The organism is Candidatus Tisiphia endosymbiont of Ditula angustiorana, assembly GCF_964026425.1.
Taxonomy (GTDB): Bacteria; Pseudomonadota; Alphaproteobacteria; order Rickettsiales; family Rickettsiaceae; genus Tisiphia.
In genome coordinates this window covers 1,744,687-1,763,320 of record NZ_OZ032143.1, presented here as the reverse complement: position 1 = coordinate 1,763,320, position 18,634 = coordinate 1,744,687, and the positions used below count along the sequence as shown (strand labels likewise).

Genomic DNA, 18,634 nt, shown 5'->3' with positions numbered 1-18,634 from the left:
TACGCTAACTACTTGATTTTCTAGATCCTGAAATAAACTCAGGATGACATCGAGGCTACTTAAATTGACACCCCCCAAATACTAGTTATTTTTTTGTTGTAGCAACTTCTGCAAGCTCTAAAGCTGTCTCAAACTCCGACTCTAGTGCTTCTTGATTATTTAGGTCTAGAGTTTTAGAAAATTTCTTGGTTGATTTTAACTTAGTAATACCTTTTATATTTGTGCCTTTTTCTTCATGAGTAGCTATGCTTCCTAAATCAACACCAGATGCAGCTAAAGCCTCTTCTATACCGGCAAGTGCTGCATCAGCAAACAAGGTGCAATAAAGTCTTATAGATCTTATTGCATCATCATTACCGGGAATAGGGTGGTCTATATTGTCTGGATTAGAGTTAGTGTCAACAATAGCAATTATTGGAATACCTAACTTTACTGCTTCTTGGATTGCTAAATGCTCCTTATTAGTATCAATTACCACAAGCAAATTGGGTCTTGTCCCAATATGTCTAATACCCCCTAAGGATTTAAGTAATTTATCCTTTTTACGGGTCATTTCCAGTATTTCTTTCTTAGTATAACCGGAATATTCCTCTTCATTCCCTAAAACTTTCTCAAGATTATCCAGCTTTTTTATTGAGCCAGAAATTGTCCCCCAGTTGGTTAACATACCACCAAGCCATCTGTGGTTAACGTAATATTGCCCACATTTCTCTGCATACTCAGCTATTATATCACTGGCTTGAACTTTAGTACTGACAAATAATATTTTACCGTTTTTCTTGACAGTTTCATAAATTACACCCAAAGCTATCTGCATTAGGGCAGCAGTTTGTTGTAAGTCAATTACGTGGATATCATCTCTGACACCATAAATGTAAGATGCCATTTTTGGATTCCAACGTGAGGTTTTATGACCAAAATGTACCCCAGCATCAAGTAAATCTCTGACATTAACAGCTTGTAGTTTAGACATTATTAAATCTCCTTAAAATGTTAGTTATGTACCTACTATATAGGTACTCCTCTGCAAGAGTTGATACCAAAGAAATTGGACTAACAACTAGGCTCTTACGTGTGAATTTTGCTTTAATATTAATAAGCAAAGTGATTATATATTTTGATCAACATATTTGCAAGGGTTATGTTGAACGTAATTTATCAGGGTAATTTAAAAGTCGGGCTGCAAGCCTAATAGATAAAGGAAAAAGTGCTTAATATGCACTCGATGTCATTCCCGCGTAGGCGGGAATGACATCGATGATGGTTGAATTTATATCTATAACAACTATTAATTGCGACTTTTAAATTACCCTGTAATTTATAGAGGTAATTCCATAATATTTACAGTATTCTCTCCTCCTAGCTCAACTTGAGTATCAGAAGCATAAATATCATCAAGTGCTATAGCGGATGAACCGTCATTACTAAATTGACTTACTGTAGTGACACTGTTACTGTTATTATTTTCTTTGGCTTGTGTAAAATGTGCAAACATACATGCTCCTACAATCGTTCCAAAAAGTGATGGATGTTGCTGGGCAATATCTGTAAACTCTAATTCTTCTAATTTTATATTAGTAACTTCCTCTTCTCTAATAATCTTTGCTTTAATTAACTCTTGCACAAAAGAATTAGTGGTAATAGATTGTTGTAATTCTTTTAAATAGTTAGAAAAATCTATTTTTGTCATTATCCCCTCATTAGTTATAAAGATATCCGGCACGTGCAGTTTTTCTTTAACATTAGCAGCATAAGAAAGTAAGTTCTTTGCCATAACACTCAAACCACATGACATAAAAAAGTTATCTAATATTTTCGAATTGGTAGTATGATCAGCCTGCCAAGTCACATCATCACTTGATAAGAAACTACAAGTAGTATTTTTAAATTTTACTGGATTATCTAATAAATGAGTACCGTAGCAAGATACAGATGTGAGTTCGGTAGAATCTACTTCATAAGTTAACCTTGATATTTGATCTATAATTAAAGAAGCAGGTAACATTTTCGGTGATCCCTGACATCCTTCAGGATCATAGCTTAGACCAAGATGATATTGATCTTCTTCTATAATACCATGCATTTGCAAAATTATATTAAGTTTTTTTATATTATATTTTTGTATATAAGGCTTTGCGATCTCGTATATCTTACCTAAATCATTCCATCCATACCAATGATGACCAAAAACTAGTGTATGTCCTGCGGATTGTAAGGATTCTTCGCTAATAGGGGAGTGCATAGCATTAAATATGCTCAATCCTGGACCTATTAATTTTACATTTAGAGTGTCTACTCCAGGCATTTCATAAAATTTATGTTGATTTAATAAGTTATAGTTGTCACAGGGTCCATTTTTAATGTTAAATAGAACATCATTTACAAAACTTACTGTCTTTTTCATAATCCTCCTTTAATTTCTTTTATTCGATAATCAAGTTTTTTCTAAGGCATACAATTCATGGTAGTTTATGTCATCCGAGCTACGGCGGGGATCTCAAAAACCTTTACGTCTAAGGTATTTTTGTATTTTTAGATTGTATCTTGAATATTAGCTCAATATGGAGTTAATATGGTCGGAAGGAGTGACGCCGTTTAATTTAGATTGGTCTTTAAAGACCGAGGGAATCTTGGTGCACTCCTTCCTTGAATCGCAAAGTATAATACGAACGGTAGGATGATCCTTTAGAGATCGAATTTACAATCATGTATCAAAACTTTGCAAAACAACCACTAATTATAGGTAAAGCAAATGACTGAAAAAAGCAAGATATTTATGGGAATAGATGTTTCAAAAAATACGCTTGATATATACTGCTCGTAAATGAAGAGTTGAAGGAAGAGAAGAAAGAAGCTAGAATATGATTATGGGAAATATTTTAACATCTGAACAAAGAACGGTACTGAAGTCACGTCATGGTAATGAACGAGATAGGAGAGTATGTGACCGAATTAAGGCAGTTTTACTGTATGATAAAGGTTGGAGCTATGGAGAAATAGCAGAAGCATTGCTGTTAAGTGAAGAAGCTATAAGAAAGCATGTAAGAGATTATCAAAAATTTAATAAATTAGAGACAGCTAACGGTGGTAGTGCAAGTAAGCTAAGTGAGCTAGAAGAGAAAGAGTTAATAGAGCATTTAGAAGTATGTAATTATGTTTATGCCAAAGATATTAGCAATTACATAGAAAAAAAATACGGTGTTGCCTATACAATAGCAGGAGTAACAAAGCTATTAAGGAGATTAGGCTTTGTATATAAAAAGCCAAAGATCGTACCCGGCAAGCTTGATGTAGATAAGCAAGAACTATTTAAGCTAGAATATAGTTTGTTAAAAGGTAATCTCAAGGCTAAAGAAGCTATATATTTTATGGATAGCGTTCATCCTCAGTATCAAACAAAAGCCCGTTATGGTTGGATCAGAAAGAATCAAAATAAAACTTTACCAACATTTAGTGGCTGGAAAAGGAAGCATTTAATAGGAGCAATTAATTTATCTGATTTGCAATTAGTTAGCACAGATAATCCTAAAGTAAACGGTGATTATATAATCAATTTTCTACAAAAATTAGAAGCAGAAAATCCTAATAAAGAGAAGATATATTTGATTTGTGATAATGCTGGGTATCATAAGTCAAAGAAAGTAAAGGAGTATCTAGGGCGTGTCATCAATTAAGTTGACAGGAGTGTTTGTTTGTTGTGTAATAGAGAAAAAATTAAGGATAAATCTTCTCTATGCGTCGATATGCTCTACGTGACGATCAATGGGATCGGATTAAAGATAACCTACCTGGAAGGAAAGAGTCTGTTGGTGTAACAGCCAAGGATAATCGCCTATTTGTAGAAGCAGTCTTGTATCGATATAGGGCTGGTATACCTTGGAGAGACCTACCTGAACGTTTTGGAGATTTTCGAGTGATTCACCTACGTCATTCAAGGTGGAGCAAGACAGGTGTGTGGAAAAAGGTTTTTGAGATGCTGGCTGAAGATGCTGATAACGAGTATGCCATGATTGATTCAACCATTGTTAGGACTCATCAACATAGTGCTGGTGCTAAAAAAAAGAGTTAGATGATGACCAAGCAATTGGACGAGGTAAAGGGGGGCTGAGTACTAAAATCCATGCCACATGTGACGCTCTAGGGAATCCAACGGGATTCCCTCTTACCCCGGGTCAAGCTCATGATTTGCAAGGATCTGATGTTTTGATGAATGAATTGACGAAAGCGGATGCTGTACTTGCTGATAAGGCTTATGATGCCGATGCACGTATGCGAGATAAGCTGAAAGATAAGGGATGTATAGCTGTGATTCTCCCAAAGAAGAATCGTGTGAATCCAGCTAATTATGATAAGGACCTCTATAAAGCTAGGCATTTGATTGAGAACTTTTTTGCAAAATTGAAGCAATATAGAGCTATTGCAACACGATATGACAAAACATCTCAGAACTTTTTGGGTGCTGTTTATATGGCTTCCATGGTAATTTGGCTCAATTGATGACACACCCTAGTAAATAGCAAAATAGAATTAGTATTTTTACCTCCCTATAGCCCTAATCTTAATCCGATTGAACGATTATGGAAATTTATGCATAGAATTGTAACAAATAATAAATTTTACCATAATTTTGCTCAATTCTCAGAAGCTATAGATAGATTTCTTGTAATATTGATAAATACAAAGGTAATTTGCTTACTCTTATAACTGACCAATTTCAGACTATAACTTTTAATCATTTTGCCAACTCTTCAGGTTAATTGAGTATATCTATGAACAATATTCATTGTAAGATTAAAAATACAGATAAAGCTATTTCTGATTTTATAAAATCAGAAATAGCTTCTCGAAATATTGTGCTTACTGTTTTGGAATCTACTGGCGGTTATGAACGTTTGGTTATGAGGATGTTGCAACAAGCCGGGCTTGCTGTGCATAGAGCTCATCCTAATAGAGTTCACGCTTTTGCTAAGGTCTGTAACCATTTTGCTAAAACTGATAAATTGGATGCGTTATTACTTGAGAAATATGCAGCTTTTATTGCTAATGATGAGAAAGGAGACCAAATAATTTCTGTTATACAAGAAGAATTACAATCTCTAAGGAGCATAGAACGTAATATAGAAGAAGATATACATGCTAATCAATGCAGAACAAAAGTTGCATCCGAGAAGGCTAAGAAATATCTCGAAAAAATGATAAAGTGTGGCAAAAAACAGCTTGAGGAAATTAGAAAAGATATAAAGGCTGCTATAAAGGAAGATAAGAGTTTAAAGGCAAAAAATGATTTACTCATAAGCTATAAAGGTATAGGTGAAAAAACAGCTAGTGTTTTGCTAATAGAACTGCCAGAGCTTGGTGTGCTGAGCAATAAGGAAATTGCAAGCTTAGTTGGACTCGCCCCAAAAACAAGCCAAAGCGGTCAAAAAACTAATGGGGCTCATATTAGAGGGGGCAGGTTTTTTGTTCGAAAAAGCTTGTATATGGCTGCTTTAGTAGCGATGCGTCATAATGACAAAATGAAGGCATTATATGAACGTATGACTAATGCTGGTAAAAAAGCAAAGGTCGCTTTAGTAACCGTTATGCGTAAAATAATTATTTGTTTAAATTCTATGGTAAAAAATAATAAAATTTATGAATAATAATCTACTTTTTTTCTTGACTAGCAAGACGGTAGATTCCCCATTTTTATAAATCCTCTAAACTCCATTTTGCTCTAGGACAAAAATCGAGTAGGTTAGTAAGATTGTTTTGCAAACGTTCTAGCCCAGCATAAGCGATCATAGCGGCATTATCGGTACATAAATGTGCTGGGGGTACTAAAAGTGCATATCCTTGAGTTGCAGCTTGATACTTAAGTATAGACCTCAAATAATCATTAGCAGCAACCCCACCGGCAAGCACGCAAGTTTTTTGTGGCAATAGCGACTTACCTATAAATTCTTCATACATTCTAAAGCTATTAAGCATTTTTACTGACAATATTTCTCCAACCACATATTGAAAGCTGGCTGCTATATCATTAATTTCTTGATCACCTATAGGTTCTAATTTGGATATTAATATGCGTACTGCAGTCTTTAAACCTGAAAACGACATATTACAGCCAGTTTGATGAATAATAGGTTTTGGTAAAATATACTTAGACGGATCGCCAAATTTTGCTCTTCTCTCAATTTCTACTCCTCCAGGGAAAGGCAAACTCAGCATTTTAGCTACTTTATCAAAACACTCTCCAACCGAATCATCTATAGTTTGTCCTAAAATTTTATATTTGCCAAGGGAGGAAACGGCAACAAATTGACAATGTCCGCCGGAAACTAATAGAAGTAAGTAAGGATATTCAGCCTTATTGGTTAATCTAGCAGTAAGTAAATGTCCTTCTAAGTGGTTAACTGCAACAAAAGGCTTCTTTAAGACACTAGCAATGGACCTGGCAAACATTGAGCCAACTATTACTCCTCCTATCAAGCCGGGACCAGAAGTAGCTGCGATTCCATCTATATCAGATAACTCAAGATGGCTTTCATCTAAAACATATCTAACTGCTTTTTCTAAATTTTGTAAATGTGATCTAGCAGCAATTTCCGGTACTACCCCTTGGAATAGCTTATGCTCTTGGTGCTGGGAAATAACAATATTTGACAAAATTTCTTTATCTGAGGTGACTATTGCCACGCCAGTATCATCACAACTTGATTCAATACCTAGTATTTTAATTATTGTAATCTCTCCTTTAATAAATCATTCACTAGGCTAGGATTGGCCTTGCCTTCAGTTTTTTTCATTACTTGTCCTACGAAAAAGCCAAATAACTTATCCTTACCACTTTTATAAGCAGCAACAGAATCAGGATTTTCCGACAGTATTTCGTCAATTATAGCAGATAGTATACCACTATCTGACATTTGCACTAAGCCCTTTTCTTTAATAATTTTCTCCGGTTGCTCACCAGTTTCAAACATAGTTTCGAAAACTACTTTGGCAATTTTTCCTGAAATAACCCCATCTTCTATTAACTTCACCATTTGGGCAAGCATTTTTGGGGTAATTTTACACTCATTTAAGCTAATGGAATTTTTATTAAGCTGACCAAATAACTCACTAATAACCCAATTAGCAAGTATCTTTGGATTGCATAAGGTCACTGCTGCTTCGAAATAATATGCTACCTGTTCATCAGCCGCAAGCACCTCAGCGTCATATGTGTTTAAACTATATTCGGCAATATATCTTTTGATTTTTGCATCTGGAAGCTCTGGTAGTTCTTGAGCTAATTGCTCTATTAGCTCCTCAGATATCACTACAGGTAATAGATCCGGATCAGGAAAATATCTATAGTCATGAGATTCTTCTTTTAAACGCATTGTCCTAGTTTCACCAATATCAGCATCAAATAATCTAGTCTCCTGTATTATTGTCTGACCATTTTCAATTAAATTTACCTGCCTATTTGCTTCAAACTCTATTGCCCGCATAATATTACGAATCGAATTTATGTTTTTGATCTCACACCTTGTTCCGAGTAGATTCCCGGGAAGCCTTACTGAAACATTAGCATCGCAACGTAACGAACCTTTTTCCATATCACCATCACAACTTCCTATATATCTCAACAAAGCCCTGAGTTTACGAACAAACTCAGCCGTTTCCTCCGGTGAGCTAAGGTCTGGTTCAGTAACAATTTCCATTAATCCTATACCAGCCCGGTTTAAATCAATGAAGCTATAATACGGAGATTGATCATGGATAGACTTGCCCGCATCTTGTTCTAAATGCAAACGATTAATTCTAATCTTCTTGGTTGCTCCCTGCTGAGTTACTATGTCTAAATAACCATCTTGGACAATTGGATGATAGAATTGCGAGATTTGATACCCTTGCGGTAAGTCAGGGTAAAAGTAATTCTTACGATCAAATCTTGAATTAAGATTAATTCTTGCCTTAAGCCCAAGACCAGTCTTAATTGCTTGGTGAACACAATATTCATTTAATACTGGTAACATTCCAGGCATTGCTGCATCAATCAACGATACTTGTGAATTGGGAGGAGCAGCAAATTCGGCGGAACTAGCAGAGAAAAGTTTGGATTTTGAAGAAATTTGAGCATGTATCTCCACACCTATAACATATTCCCATTTACCTGTATTACCAACAATATAAGTCATTTAAAATCTCTTTAGTTTACTATATAAAATGTGAAAAATTTTTAAGATTAAATCTTTATCATATTTTCAATAAAAATTGTAGTTTTTTATAAATCTTTATTTTCTATATCTTTTAAACTACCTTAGTACTACAGTTGTAGTATCACTATAGTTAAGCCCATAGGATTAGGTGACAAAGAACATAACAATTGTAAATTGTCATTCCCGCGTAGGCGGGAATCTAGATACCTGCTTTCGCAGGTATGACACAAAATTTGTATCACCTAATTCAATAGGTTTCACTATAGATTATCAGTAGTAAAAATGATGTCATCAACCTTGCGAAAGTAGCGGTGTCTAAAAATGTATAACATCCTTTATGCTATTTTTCTAGATTCCCGCCGTTGCTAAGAATGACATCGTTTTGCAAGTCTAATTTTAACAGTCTATCTTCCAAGAACATATACAAAAGTGAACAAAAACAACCATACTACATCGACAAAATGCCAGTACCAAGCTGCAAATTCAAAACCCAAATGACCATTACCTTTCACAAAATCCCCTCGCCGCACTCTATAATAACAAACGCTTAAAAATATAGTGCCAATTATTACGTGAACTCCGTGAAAACCTGTTGCTAAGTAAAAATTAGAAGAATAGATTCCATCTTTAAAACCAAAAGCTGCATGATGATATTCATAAGCTTGCATTAAACTAAAAAACACACCAAGTATTATGGTAAAGCCAAGAGCGGTTACACAATCCTTTTGGTTATTTTCCTCAATAGCATAATGTGCCCAAGTTACTGTTGTACCGGACAACAAAAGAATCAATGTGTTAATAAAAGGAATGTCAAAAGGATCAAATGTTTGAATACCAGCAGGAGGCCATACACCAGGCTTTACCACCCATACACCATCTAGCATTCCTACAGGGAAAAGGTTTGCTTTAAAAAATGACCCAAAAAATACAGCAAAAAACATTATTTCTGATAAGATAAATAGTGCCATACCTATCCTTAAGCCAATTCTTACTGGCTGCGTATGATGTTTTCCAATTAATCCCTCTTTAATTACATTACTCCACCATGAATATAAACAAAAAATCACTGAAAGAATACCAGCCCCAAAAACATATTCACCAAATCTATATGCATGCATAAACATTATGCTACCGCTAGCTAAAAGCAATAAGGCAAATGAAGTCAGGATTGGCCAAGGACTTGGATCAACAAGATGAAATAGATGTTGTTTTTCTTCTAAAGAAACAACATTATTGTTTTTAATAGATCTATGTAACATAACAAACTCATAAGCAATTCACTGCTTGGTCATTTTATGCTATCTTCTGTAAATATCAAGAATATACTCAACAGGATAATTTAAAGAATCGCGATCAGTAGTTGCTGTAAACGTAAGTTTAACTACTACTGATGTTATTCCTAGCTAACCTCAAGTATTGATGTAAGACATCGGTTTAATAGCCTAGGGTGTCCCTGCCTCTCCCTTGATGTCATCCCTGCGAAGGCAGGTATAGTGAAACCTATTGAATTAGGTGATACAAATTTTGTGTCATACCTGCGAAAGCAGGTATCTAGATTCCCGCCTACGCGGGAATGACAACCTACAATCGTTATGTTCTTTGTCACCTAATCCTATGGACTTAACTATATCTAAAAAAGTAGCATAGAAGGTATGTTAATAGTTTTAGATCCCAGCTTTCGCTGGGATGACATAATGGCGGTGACATCACCCCTAATGGCGATGATTACTTGAGCCTACTATTAATTTATTACATCAATACTCGAGGTTAGCTAAAATCGGGAATCCAAAAAATAACCTGCAAAAGCTATTAGATATTATAGATTCCCGCCTACGCGGAAATGACATCAAAAACTTATTGAATTGCAATCCTTTTAATACTGATTAGCTACCTTTTAAACCGTTCTAGCAACTATTAATTGTGATTTTTAAATAGAATCCAATTACAATTAATACACCTCAGGAGGAGCGTGTGAAAAATCTGAGCCTCTTCCATCACACGGTACTTCTTGAGCCAAAGCTTCTTGACCACAAGTACTCGGAAGCGAAGCATAATCATTATCAGGTATAAACATCTTGCTAAAAGAGCTAAGAAGCATATTTTGAGAATTAGTTAACTCAGGTATCTCATCCGTATGATTACCGTTGATGATTGAGCTAATCCGACCGGATAGAGCTTCAATTTGTGTATTATCTAATACTTGTAAGAACATTTCTAGAAGCTGAGATTCCCTAGGAGTTAAAGTACTCAAGCCTTTTTGTAGAGTTTCATATTGACTATCATCTAAATCTTTAATCAATAATTGTTGTTTATCACATTCATTCGATATTGCACGATTACTAACAGTACTAGAAGCATTATTATCTTGTCCTTCATCAGTATTATCACTCGCTACTAACTCACTAGAAACATTAGATTCGTCAATGTTTGCTGCTTTTAAGCTTTTTTCTCTATTGACACTCTCAACCAATGTTTTACAGAGACTCTCAAGTAATTCTTTGTTATTTTCTACATATTGCTTACCAATTTCTTTTAATTTAGCTATATTATCCAGCTTAACATTATCCAATTTCTTACATTCTTTTGGTATAGGAATTGAGATCTCTGTAAATTGACCAGCTTCTGGTAAATCTTTTTTAACTTCATTTGTAGCACTACTTTCGGTAGCTTTCGTAATTTTGCTTACTATGTTTCCTTTAACTACCCAACCTATCGAACCATCCAATTTTTTTGATGGTATCTCCGTTTCTCTATTAGTTTGTTCAAAATTGATAGAACAAATAGTCGTATGTTTTAACATTTCTACTTGTTTTTCAATAGTTAGCCCTTCTTTCAGCACTCTTAGAGCTGATGCTGCTGGACGATTAGCACTTAAGCCTCCATCGACAAAAGCATAAGGTACTCCAGCATCATAGCCAAAACCACCTACACCCTCTTTATTAACAACAGCTTTAAAATAAGTAGGAGCTGCCGTAGTAGCAAGAACTACCTCTTTTTTTAGTGGACTGTCAGGGGCATGACTATCAAAAACTTTATTAGGATCATTTTTGCCACTTACGTCAAAAACAGGTATAATAATGCGACTTATAGCCTCATCCAATGTACTATTACCCAAATATTTTTCTAATATTGCTTTAAGAGGTTTTTGACTATATTTATGGCTGAATATGTTACCGATTGGTCCATTAAAATACCACTTTTGTGGAAAAATATCAGCAGCAGTATTTTTAAATAGTTCTAAAGCTTGTTTTGCTGAAAAAAGCGGTTCTGTTGACCCCTCTTCTTTAGGGATAGTCAATAAAGTTGCAATTAACCCCCCAACGCTAGTGCCAGTAATAACATTAAATAATTTAGATATAGGCATGCCTGTATATTCCTCAATCGCTGCAAGTACAACCAACTCAGCAATTCCCTTAATTCCACCACCTGAGATAGAGAGAATCCTATTTTTTATTATTTCATCTATTTTACCCAATTTTGTTTCACCTATGTCGCCCATAATTATAACTCAACTAAAGTTAATGAAAAATATTTATACAACATCCATAGTGGGAGACCTTGTCAAAAAGATCAAGCAATAGATGATGAAAACTACTAATTATTATCTACCTATATTGTATAATAACCACTATATACTAAATAGTAATTAACTTTTTTGTAATATATGTAGCTTGTCACAAAAAATAAAATTATTTTACACTTTATAAGTTGGTTAAGTGGTCTATAATCCGATTTAATTAAATTTGATTGATAAGATCTAGATGAGCAAACCTAAATCCGTTTTTTTATCAGCAATTTCAGGCAATATACTGGAATATTACGATTTCACAGTATATTCAGTATTTGCATTAGTAATTGGTCACACATTTTTTCCTTCAAGCTCAGAATTTTTACAAATATTGTTGGCTCTTGGGGTATTTGCAGCAGGATTCATTACTAGACCAGTTGGTGGTATATTTTTTGGTTATGTTGGCGATAAATATGGAAGGCGTATAGCCTTAATTATTTCCATGCTTGGTATGACTATACCAACATTTACTATGGGACTAATTCCTTCTTATCATGACATAGGAGTTTATGCACCGATAATATTAACCATAATGCGTCTTTTTCAAGGCTTATGTATTAGTGGTGAAGGAGCTGGAGCTGCTATTTTTATTCTAGAACATCATCAAAATTTACGACCAGGTTTTACTGCTGGTTTAGTACATGGCTCAAATATTGCTGGTACGTTAATAGCCACTCTTGTAGGAATTATTATTGAACAATATTTTTATCATTTTGATTTTGCTTGGCGTTTTGCATTTTTACTAGGCGGAGTTATGGGGCTTGTTGGTTTCTATTTACGTCTTCGTGTATCGGAGACTCCAATTTTCAAAATGTTAGCTGAACAAAAGAAAACTTTAAAAGCACCTTTTATCAACGTAGTTAGGACAGCTTGGAAAGCGATGTTTTTAACCTTTTGTACAGGTGCAGTTGCTAGTAGTGTCGTCTATTTAGTAAAAACCTATATTAATGTGTATTACCATGATGTTATGCACCTTGATAATACAATTGCTCTTACTTATATGTTATATACCTGTTTTATATCGATGGTATCTATGCCATTATTTGGTGGATTAACTGATATTATTGGAAAATTTAAGACTTTAGCTTTAGTAAGCTTAGCGATCTTGATATTAGCTTTACCTATTTTGTTATCTATGTCATTACCGTTCATGTGGCAACAAATTCTAGCACTAACTATCTTAGGTATTCTTAGTGGGGCAATAGCTGGGGCAGCCTATAGCTTTATTATATCTTTATTTACTCCTGAACAAAAATTTTCAGGGGTATCCTTTAGTTATAATTTGGGTATTGCTATATTTGGTGGTACTTCTCCTCTTATTTCTCGTTGGCTTGTTGAAAAAACAGGCTTGTTTTATGCCCCTGCCTTTTATATTATGACTACTTCTAGTATATTTTTAGTTATCATTTATTTTATGAGAAATGAAATAAGATGTTTACTTAGTAGGAATTCTTTCAAAACTAGCAAGAGATAATTAACCTTCGTTTGATGTAATAAATTAATAGTAAGCTCCGTATCATCGCCATTATGGGTGATGTTACCGCCATTATGTCATCCCAGCGAAAGCTGGGATCTAAGAAAAGTTTAAATAGTCTTCTTAGCTATTTTTAGACCCCTGCTTTCGCAGGGGTTGTACATATACGATGAAACGATGTCATTCCTGCGAAAGCAGGAATCTAAAGAAATAGACAGGAAGGTGCTTTAGATATTCTAGATCCCGCACCAAAGCAGGGGTTGTAAGATAAAACTATGATATAATGAAAAAAGTAAGTGGTGCTCGTCAGGGGTGAGTTTATACAAACATTGTCATCAAGAGACCACTTACTTAATAAGCTCGAACGTTTAAATAGTTCATTGGGCTGAAACGCCCGCTTACAATCGTAAATATGTCGAGGATTTTATGACCCCAACGGATAAATTATATAACAATTTTATTGGTATTGATATAGCAAAATCAACTTTTGCAGTAGCAATATCTAATAATAATAAAATTATGACTTTTTCTAATAACACTATTGGATTTAAGGAATTTTTTAAGCAATATAAAAGTTTTTTGACTGACTCCCTAATAGTATTAGAGACTACAGGTGGATATGAAACTGAATTAGTAAATTTTTTATTAAGCAAAAAATGTGCTGTTCATAGAGCACATGCCCAAAAAGTAAAGTACTTTATAAGATCACTTGGTACTCGTGCTAAAACTGATTCTGTAGATGCTCAAGCTTTAGTAAAATATGGACAAGAAAGGCATAAGGAATTATCTTTACAACAAAAACCTGATCAAAAGATGAGCAAGCTAAAAATATTTTTATCTCGTCGTGATGATTTAGTAAAATTGCAGACTCAAGAGAAAAATAGGATGGCAGGACCTAATAATGATATGATAAAAGATAGTATACTGCTCGTAAATGAAGAGTTGGTAGACGAAGATCAAAATCAACAAGTGCTAGGAGTGTCCAAGCCGAGGAGCACAGCGTACATTAGTACGTGAGCACCGCAGGTCTTGGACAACAACAACGCAATTGTTGATTTTCATCGAGTATATAGAAGATTTATTGTTATGTTTATCCAAAGCTATAAAGAAATTAGAAGAAGAGATAGCCGAGTTAACAACCGATGAAAAGACTGTAGAACAGCTTGAGGTATTGGAGACAGTAACCGGTATTGGTAAGGTTGTTAGTAAAGTTTTATTAGCATTTTTACCAGAGATTGGTAAGGTTGATCGGAGGCAAATAGCTAGTTTAGTCGGAGTAGCCCCACATCCTAAGGATAGTGGACAATATAAAGGGTATCGTTCAGTTAGTGGTGGTAGACAAAATGTACGAACCAAATTATTTACTGCAGCAATGGCAGCAGCTAAATCAAAGAGCAAGTTAGGTGAATATTATAGAGAGCTAATTGCTAGAGGTAAAAAGCCTATAGTTGCCATTACTGCTTTAATGCGTAAAATTATTGTCATTGCTAATGCAAGGGTTAGAGATTATTATTTAAAATCGGCAAAGACTTGATAAAAATTTAAACCTATATTTATTTAAATTTTTATCAAGTCGTGGTTTACTGTGAATGTTAAGCTAGAGATTTTTTGTTATTTCTCTAAACCAATTTGGTTTTTTATTTTAAACTTTTTTTTAATTTTTTAAAAATCATAGTTGATGACATCCGAAGGTGCAGGAACACCCTAGGCTATTAAACCGATGTCTTACATCAATACTTGAGGTTAATTAAGTTATTTTAACACTCCCACTATAGTGATGGTATAAATTACTATGACCAGCAACAAAGAAAAAGCAGTAACATGGTTTACAAATTTACGTGATCAAGTATGTACTGAATTCGAGAAAATTGAACTTGAATATAGTAAGGCGAAAGGTTTAGCTCCTACAAAATTCATACAATCACCATGGGCTCGAAAAAACGGTGGTGGTGGCGTAATGTCTGTAATGCGTGGTAACTTATTTGAAAAAGTTGGCGTTAATATTTCTACAGTTTTTGGGGAATTATCCCTAGAATTTAGTAAAAATATACCGGGTACTGGAGATAGTAGACAATTTTTTGCTACTGGTATTTCTATCGTTGCTCACCTTACTTCTCCATTAATACCAGCAGTACATTTTAACACACGCTACATTGAAACTACTAACCATTGGTTTGGCGGTGGTGGAGATCTAACACCATTTTATTCTAATGAAAATGAGACGATAAAATTTCATAATGCTTTTAAACATGCTTGTGATAAACATAATCCAAATTATTATCCTAAATTTACAAAACAATGTGATGAGTATTTTTACTTAAAACATAGAAATGAGCCAAGGGGAGTAGGCGGTATATTTTATGATTATTTAAATACTGGAAATTTTAATAATGATTTTTCTTTTACTAAGGACGTAGGACAAGCATTTTTAACAGTATATCCTGAAATTGTTAAAACAAAGATGCTACTGCCTTGGACTAATGAACAAAAGGATTATCAATTAGTGCGTCGTGGTAGATATGTTGAATTTAACTTATTATATGATCGTGGGACAATGTTTGGCTTAATGACAGATGGCAACGTTGAAGCAATATTAATGTCTCTGCCCCCAGAAGTACGCTGGTAGCCTTATAATCCCTAGATTTTTAAGTATTTGGTGCATTCGATTGGATTCGAACCAACGACCTCTGCCTTCGGAGGGCAACACTCTATCCAGCTGAGCTACGAATGCTTAATCTTAAGCAAATATGGGGCGAATGACGGGACTTGAACCCGCGACCCTCAGATCCACAATCTGATGCTCTAACCAACTGAGCTACATCCGCCATGCAACCTGCGTTAAAGTAAATTATTATTACCCGTAAGTCAAGTATATTCAACTCAAATTACCATGACTTAATACATTTATTTTTAGAGTTTTTGCTGTCATAATTATATGATATTATTTTACTAATTCATCTAACTTACCTTCTTTCTCAAGTTTATGAAGAGTGTCACAGCCACCAATATGCTTATCATTAATAAATATTTGTGGTAATGTACGTTGTCCATTAGCTTTAGCTTGCAACTCTAACCTTTGCTTGTCACTATAATTATCTACGATTATTTCTTTGTAAGATATATTTTTTCGATTAAGTAGTTTTTTTGCCTTAGTGCAATAGGGGCAATATGTTAATGTATAAATTATGACAGTGTATAGAATAATTTTGTGCATAATTGTTATCCTATTTTATAGTTATAAAACTATTATCCACATATAATAAACTTTTAGCAAGTTACAAATTAATGATAAATAAATTTTCAATAGTATCTAAATATAGTCCAGCTGGCGATCAGCCAAGAGCAATTAATGAAATCGTTAAAGGTCTTGAATCTAGAATGCGTTCACAAATACTCTTTGGTATTACTGGTTCTGGTAAGACCTTTACTATGGCAAATATTATTGAAAGAACCGGTAGACCATCGCTTATTATGGTACATAATAAGACATTAGCTGCCCAAATTTATTCAGAAATGAAGGCAATTTTTCCCAATAATGCCGTTGAATATTTTGTATCATATTATGATTATTTCCAACCTGAAGCATATATTGCAAGAACTGATACTTATATAGAAAAAGATTCTTCGATAAATGAACAAATAGATTTATTAAGACACTCTGCCACTAGGTCACTACTGGAACGTCGGGATGTAATTGTTGTATCCTCAGTGTCTTGTATTTATGGCCTTGGTTCACCAAATCTTTATTATCAGATGACAATAAGCCTTAAGTCTGGGGAAACTTATGCTAGAGATAAATTGCTTAATGACTTAGTAAATTTACAATATGAGCGTAATGATGTGGGGTTTGAACGCGGTACGTTTAGGGTAAAAGGTGATAATATTGACATATTCCCAGTACATTATAACGATAAAGCTTGGCGATTGTCATTCTTTGGCAATGAACTTGAATATATAAGCGAATTTGATCCGATTACAGGTGAAAAATTAGCTAAATTAGATCAAGCTGTGATTTATGCTAAGTCCCACTTTGTAACACCTAAAGAAGTAGTACAAAATGCTATATCGCAAATTGAGGAGGAATTACAACGACGCTTAGAATTTCTTAAAGCACATGATAAATTAGTAGAGGCTCAAAGATTAAATCAGCGTACCCAATATGATATAGAAATGATGATGGAAACTGGCAGCTGTAAAGGCATTGAAAATTACTCTCGATTCCTGACTGGTAAAGCAAATGGGCAGCCTCCGCCAACCTTATTTGAATATTTGCCTAAAGATGCTTTACTATTTGTCGACGAAAGTCACGTATCTGTCCCACAAATTAGAGCAATGTATAATGGTGATAGGGCAAGGAAAGAAGTATTAGTGGAACACGGGTTTCGCCTTCCATCAGCCTTAGATAACAGACCATTAAAATTTGAAGAATGGCAAGATTTTAGACCTCAGACGGTTTTTGTCTCGGCAACACCTGGGCCTTTTGAATTAGAAGAAACAGCAGGGATTATGGTCGAACAAATTATCAGACCAACGGGACTACTAGACCCAGAATGTATTATAAAACCAGCGACTAACCAAGTTGAAAATTTGATAAGCGAGATTCAATATATGATAAATAAAGGATTCCGTGTTTTAGTAACAACATTAACTAAAAAAATGTCAGAAGATTTAACAAATTATCTACAAGAATTAGGGTATAAAGTATCATATTTGCACTCTAATGTTCATACTCTTGAACGTATGGAAATCATAAGAGATTTACGCCAAGGTACTATAGATATTATTGTTGGTATTAATTTATTGCGGGAAGGTTTAGATATTCCAGAATGTGGACTTGTTGCAATACTCGATGCTGATAAAGAAGGTTTTTTGCGTTCTGAAGTCTCATTAATTCAAACTATCGGCAGAGCTGCAAGGAATAGTCAGGGAAGGGTAATACTCTATGCAGATCGCAATACTAAGTCTATTGATAAGGCAGTAAGTGAGACATATAGGAGAAGGAAAATTCAGGAGGAGTATAATAGGCAACATGGCATAATACCGCAGACAATTAATCACCATATCCATGCACTAATTGAATTAGAAAAATTGGATAGTAAGTTAGATAATAAAAAACAAACTCATATATTATTGGACAATCCAGTGAAATTGAAAGCTCATATCGATAAATTAAAGAAGGAAATGTATGCAAAGGCTAGTAATTTAGAATTTGAACATGCGGCAAAAATACGAGACCAAATTAATGTACTAGAAGAGGCAGCCTTAGAGTTAACTTAATTTAAAGTACTTTCTGTTCCAATGGTCTATCTAACCCATTAATTCAGGATAAGAATAAGCCTTTTAAAGAATGAGTAATAGTAATGTATTGGTTAGGATGAAAAAAATAAGCAATACCGCAAAAAT

Annotated in this window: 15 protein-coding genes, 2 tRNA genes and 1 pseudogene; 9 read left to right on the top strand and 9 right to left on the bottom strand. The window is 34.4% G+C overall.

Annotation, left to right across the window (positions count from 1 at the left end):
• Nucleotides 1-85 precede the first annotated feature (85 nt).
• Both rpsB and AAGD29_RS08505 read right to left on the bottom strand, forming a co-directional pair.
• Nucleotides 86-973, bottom strand: a complete 888-nt coding sequence (rpsB, locus tag AAGD29_RS08510) for a 30S ribosomal protein S2 (protein WP_341757808.1) — start codon at nt 971-973, stop codon at nt 86-88.
• 345 nt (nt 974-1,318) lie between these two features.
• Entirely contained in the window at nt 1,319-2,404 is a 1,086-nt protein-coding gene (locus AAGD29_RS08505; protein ID WP_341757807.1) for a hypothetical protein, read from the bottom strand.
• Nucleotides 2,405-2,867: 463 nt separating this feature from the next.
• Here AAGD29_RS08505 and AAGD29_RS08500 point away from each other — a divergent pair, with 463 nt between their 5' ends.
• The 4 genes and pseudogenes from AAGD29_RS08500 (at nt 2,868) to AAGD29_RS08485 (ending at nt 5,642) form a co-directional block, all read left to right on the top strand.
• Nucleotides 2,868-3,674 (top strand): IS630 family transposase, encoded by an 807-nt coding sequence (locus AAGD29_RS08500; protein ID WP_341757806.1) that lies wholly within the window; start codon nt 2,868-2,870, stop codon nt 3,672-3,674.
• A gap of 59 nt (nt 3,675-3,733) precedes the next feature.
• Nucleotides 3,734-4,497, top strand: a protein-coding gene (locus AAGD29_RS08495) for an IS5 family transposase (protein ID WP_341757805.1) whose coding sequence is annotated in 2 segments (ribosomal slippage) — nt 3,734-4,066 and nt 4,069-4,497 — 762 coding nt in all. Because the reading frame shifts where the segments join, the coding sequence is not laid out codon by codon here.
• A gap of 18 nt (nt 4,498-4,515) precedes the next feature.
• Nucleotides 4,516-4,594, top strand: a pseudogene (locus AAGD29_RS10360) (transposase); the annotation flags it as partial.
• A 175-nt stretch (nt 4,595-4,769) separates the two neighbouring features.
• Complete coding sequence (locus AAGD29_RS08485; protein WP_341757804.1) at nt 4,770-5,642, top strand: IS110 family transposase; 873 nt, start codon at nt 4,770-4,772, stop codon at nt 5,640-5,642.
• Between the two features lie 46 nt (nt 5,643-5,688).
• Here the strand turns inward: AAGD29_RS08485 and tsaD are convergent, their stop codons facing one another.
• The 4 genes from tsaD to AAGD29_RS08465 all read right to left on the bottom strand — a co-directional run bounded on the left by tsaD (nt 5,689) and on the right by AAGD29_RS08465 (nt 11,688).
• Entirely contained in the window at nt 5,689-6,723 is a 1,035-nt protein-coding gene (gene tsaD / locus AAGD29_RS08480; protein WP_341758783.1) for a tRNA (adenosine(37)-N6)-threonylcarbamoyltransferase complex transferase subunit TsaD, read from the bottom strand.
• Nucleotides 6,720-8,168: an Asp-tRNA(Asn)/Glu-tRNA(Gln) amidotransferase subunit GatB gene (gene gatB, locus AAGD29_RS08475; RefSeq protein ID WP_341757803.1), complete on the bottom strand. Its 1,449-nt coding sequence runs from the start codon at nt 8,166-8,168 to the stop codon at nt 6,720-6,722. The genes tsaD and gatB overlap by 4 nt, the downstream gene beginning before the upstream one ends.
• Nucleotides 8,169-8,593: 425 nt before the next feature.
• The gene (locus AAGD29_RS08470) at nt 8,594-9,448 is read right to left on the bottom strand and encodes a cytochrome c oxidase subunit 3 (protein ID WP_341757802.1); all 855 of its coding nucleotides are present in this window, start codon (nt 9,446-9,448) and stop codon (nt 8,594-8,596) included.
• A gap of 689 nt (nt 9,449-10,137) precedes the next feature.
• Nucleotides 10,138-11,688: a patatin-like phospholipase family protein gene (locus AAGD29_RS08465; RefSeq protein ID WP_341757801.1), complete on the bottom strand. Its 1,551-nt coding sequence runs from the start codon at nt 11,686-11,688 to the stop codon at nt 10,138-10,140.
• A 262-nt stretch (nt 11,689-11,950) separates the two neighbouring features.
• Here AAGD29_RS08465 and AAGD29_RS08460 point away from each other — a divergent pair, with 262 nt between their 5' ends.
• The 4 genes from AAGD29_RS08460 to hemF all read left to right on the top strand — a co-directional run bounded on the left by AAGD29_RS08460 (nt 11,951) and on the right by hemF (nt 15,857).
• Complete coding sequence (locus AAGD29_RS08460; RefSeq protein WP_341757800.1) at nt 11,951-13,231, top strand: MFS transporter; 1,281 nt, start codon at nt 11,951-11,953, stop codon at nt 13,229-13,231.
• A gap of 426 nt (nt 13,232-13,657) precedes the next feature.
• Nucleotides 13,658-14,248, top strand: coding sequence for an IS110 family transposase (locus tag AAGD29_RS08455; RefSeq protein ID WP_341757799.1), 591 nt, complete (start codon nt 13,658-13,660; stop codon nt 14,246-14,248).
• A gap of 31 nt (nt 14,249-14,279) precedes the next feature.
• Entirely contained in the window at nt 14,280-14,765 is a 486-nt protein-coding gene (locus tag AAGD29_RS08450; RefSeq protein ID WP_341757798.1) for a transposase, read from the top strand.
• A gap of 258 nt (nt 14,766-15,023) precedes the next feature.
• Complete coding sequence (hemF, locus tag AAGD29_RS08445; RefSeq protein ID WP_341757797.1) at nt 15,024-15,857, top strand: oxygen-dependent coproporphyrinogen oxidase; 834 nt, start codon at nt 15,024-15,026, stop codon at nt 15,855-15,857.
• Between the two features lie 28 nt (nt 15,858-15,885).
• Here hemF and AAGD29_RS08440 read toward each other — a convergent pair.
• From AAGD29_RS08440 to grxC, 3 genes are all read right to left on the bottom strand, one after another.
• Nucleotides 15,886-15,962 (bottom strand) — tRNA-Arg (locus AAGD29_RS08440).
• Between the two features lie 17 nt (nt 15,963-15,979).
• Nucleotides 15,980-16,056, bottom strand: a tRNA-His gene (locus tag AAGD29_RS08435).
• 116 nt (nt 16,057-16,172) lie between these two features.
• Nucleotides 16,173-16,445, bottom strand: coding sequence for a glutaredoxin 3 (gene grxC, locus AAGD29_RS08430; protein ID WP_341754140.1), 273 nt, complete (start codon nt 16,443-16,445; stop codon nt 16,173-16,175).
• A 74-nt stretch (nt 16,446-16,519) separates the two neighbouring features.
• On the opposite strand from grxC, the gene uvrB reads away from it, so the two are divergent.
• On the top strand, nt 16,520-18,508 hold the full coding sequence (gene uvrB / locus AAGD29_RS08425; protein ID WP_341758782.1) for an excinuclease ABC subunit UvrB: 1,989 nt from the start codon (nt 16,520-16,522) through the stop codon (nt 18,506-18,508).
• Nucleotides 18,509-18,634 lie beyond the last annotated feature (126 nt).

Excerpts from the sequence above, each read along its gene's own strand:
- rpsB (WP_341757808.1), bottom strand. The coding sequence starts at position 973 with ATGTCTAAACTACAAGCTGTTAATGTCAGAGATTTACTTGATGCTGGG.
- AAGD29_RS08505 (WP_341757807.1), bottom strand. The coding sequence starts at position 2,404 with ATGAAAAAGACAGTAAGTTTTGTAAATGATGTTCTATTTAACATTAAA.
- AAGD29_RS08500 (WP_341757806.1), top strand. The coding sequence starts at position 2,868 with ATGGGAAATATTTTAACATCTGAACAAAGAACGGTACTGAAGTCACGT.
- AAGD29_RS08485 (WP_341757804.1), top strand. The coding sequence starts at position 4,770 with ATGAACAATATTCATTGTAAGATTAAAAATACAGATAAAGCTATTTCT.
- gatB (WP_341757803.1), bottom strand. The coding sequence starts at position 8,168 with ATGACTTATATTGTTGGTAATACAGGTAAATGGGAATATGTTATAGGT.
- AAGD29_RS08470 (WP_341757802.1), bottom strand. The coding sequence starts at position 9,448 with ATGTTACATAGATCTATTAAAAACAATAATGTTGTTTCTTTAGAAGAA.
- AAGD29_RS08465 (WP_341757801.1), bottom strand. The coding sequence starts at position 11,688 with ATGGGCGACATAGGTGAAACAAAATTGGGTAAAATAGATGAAATAATA.
- AAGD29_RS08460 (WP_341757800.1), top strand. The coding sequence starts at position 11,951 with ATGAGCAAACCTAAATCCGTTTTTTTATCAGCAATTTCAGGCAATATA.
- AAGD29_RS08455 (WP_341757799.1), top strand. The coding sequence starts at position 13,658 with ATGACCCCAACGGATAAATTATATAACAATTTTATTGGTATTGATATA.
- hemF (WP_341757797.1), top strand. The coding sequence starts at position 15,024 with ATGACCAGCAACAAAGAAAAAGCAGTAACATGGTTTACAAATTTACGT.
- grxC (WP_341754140.1), bottom strand. The coding sequence starts at position 16,445 with ATGCACAAAATTATTCTATACACTGTCATAATTTATACATTAACATAT.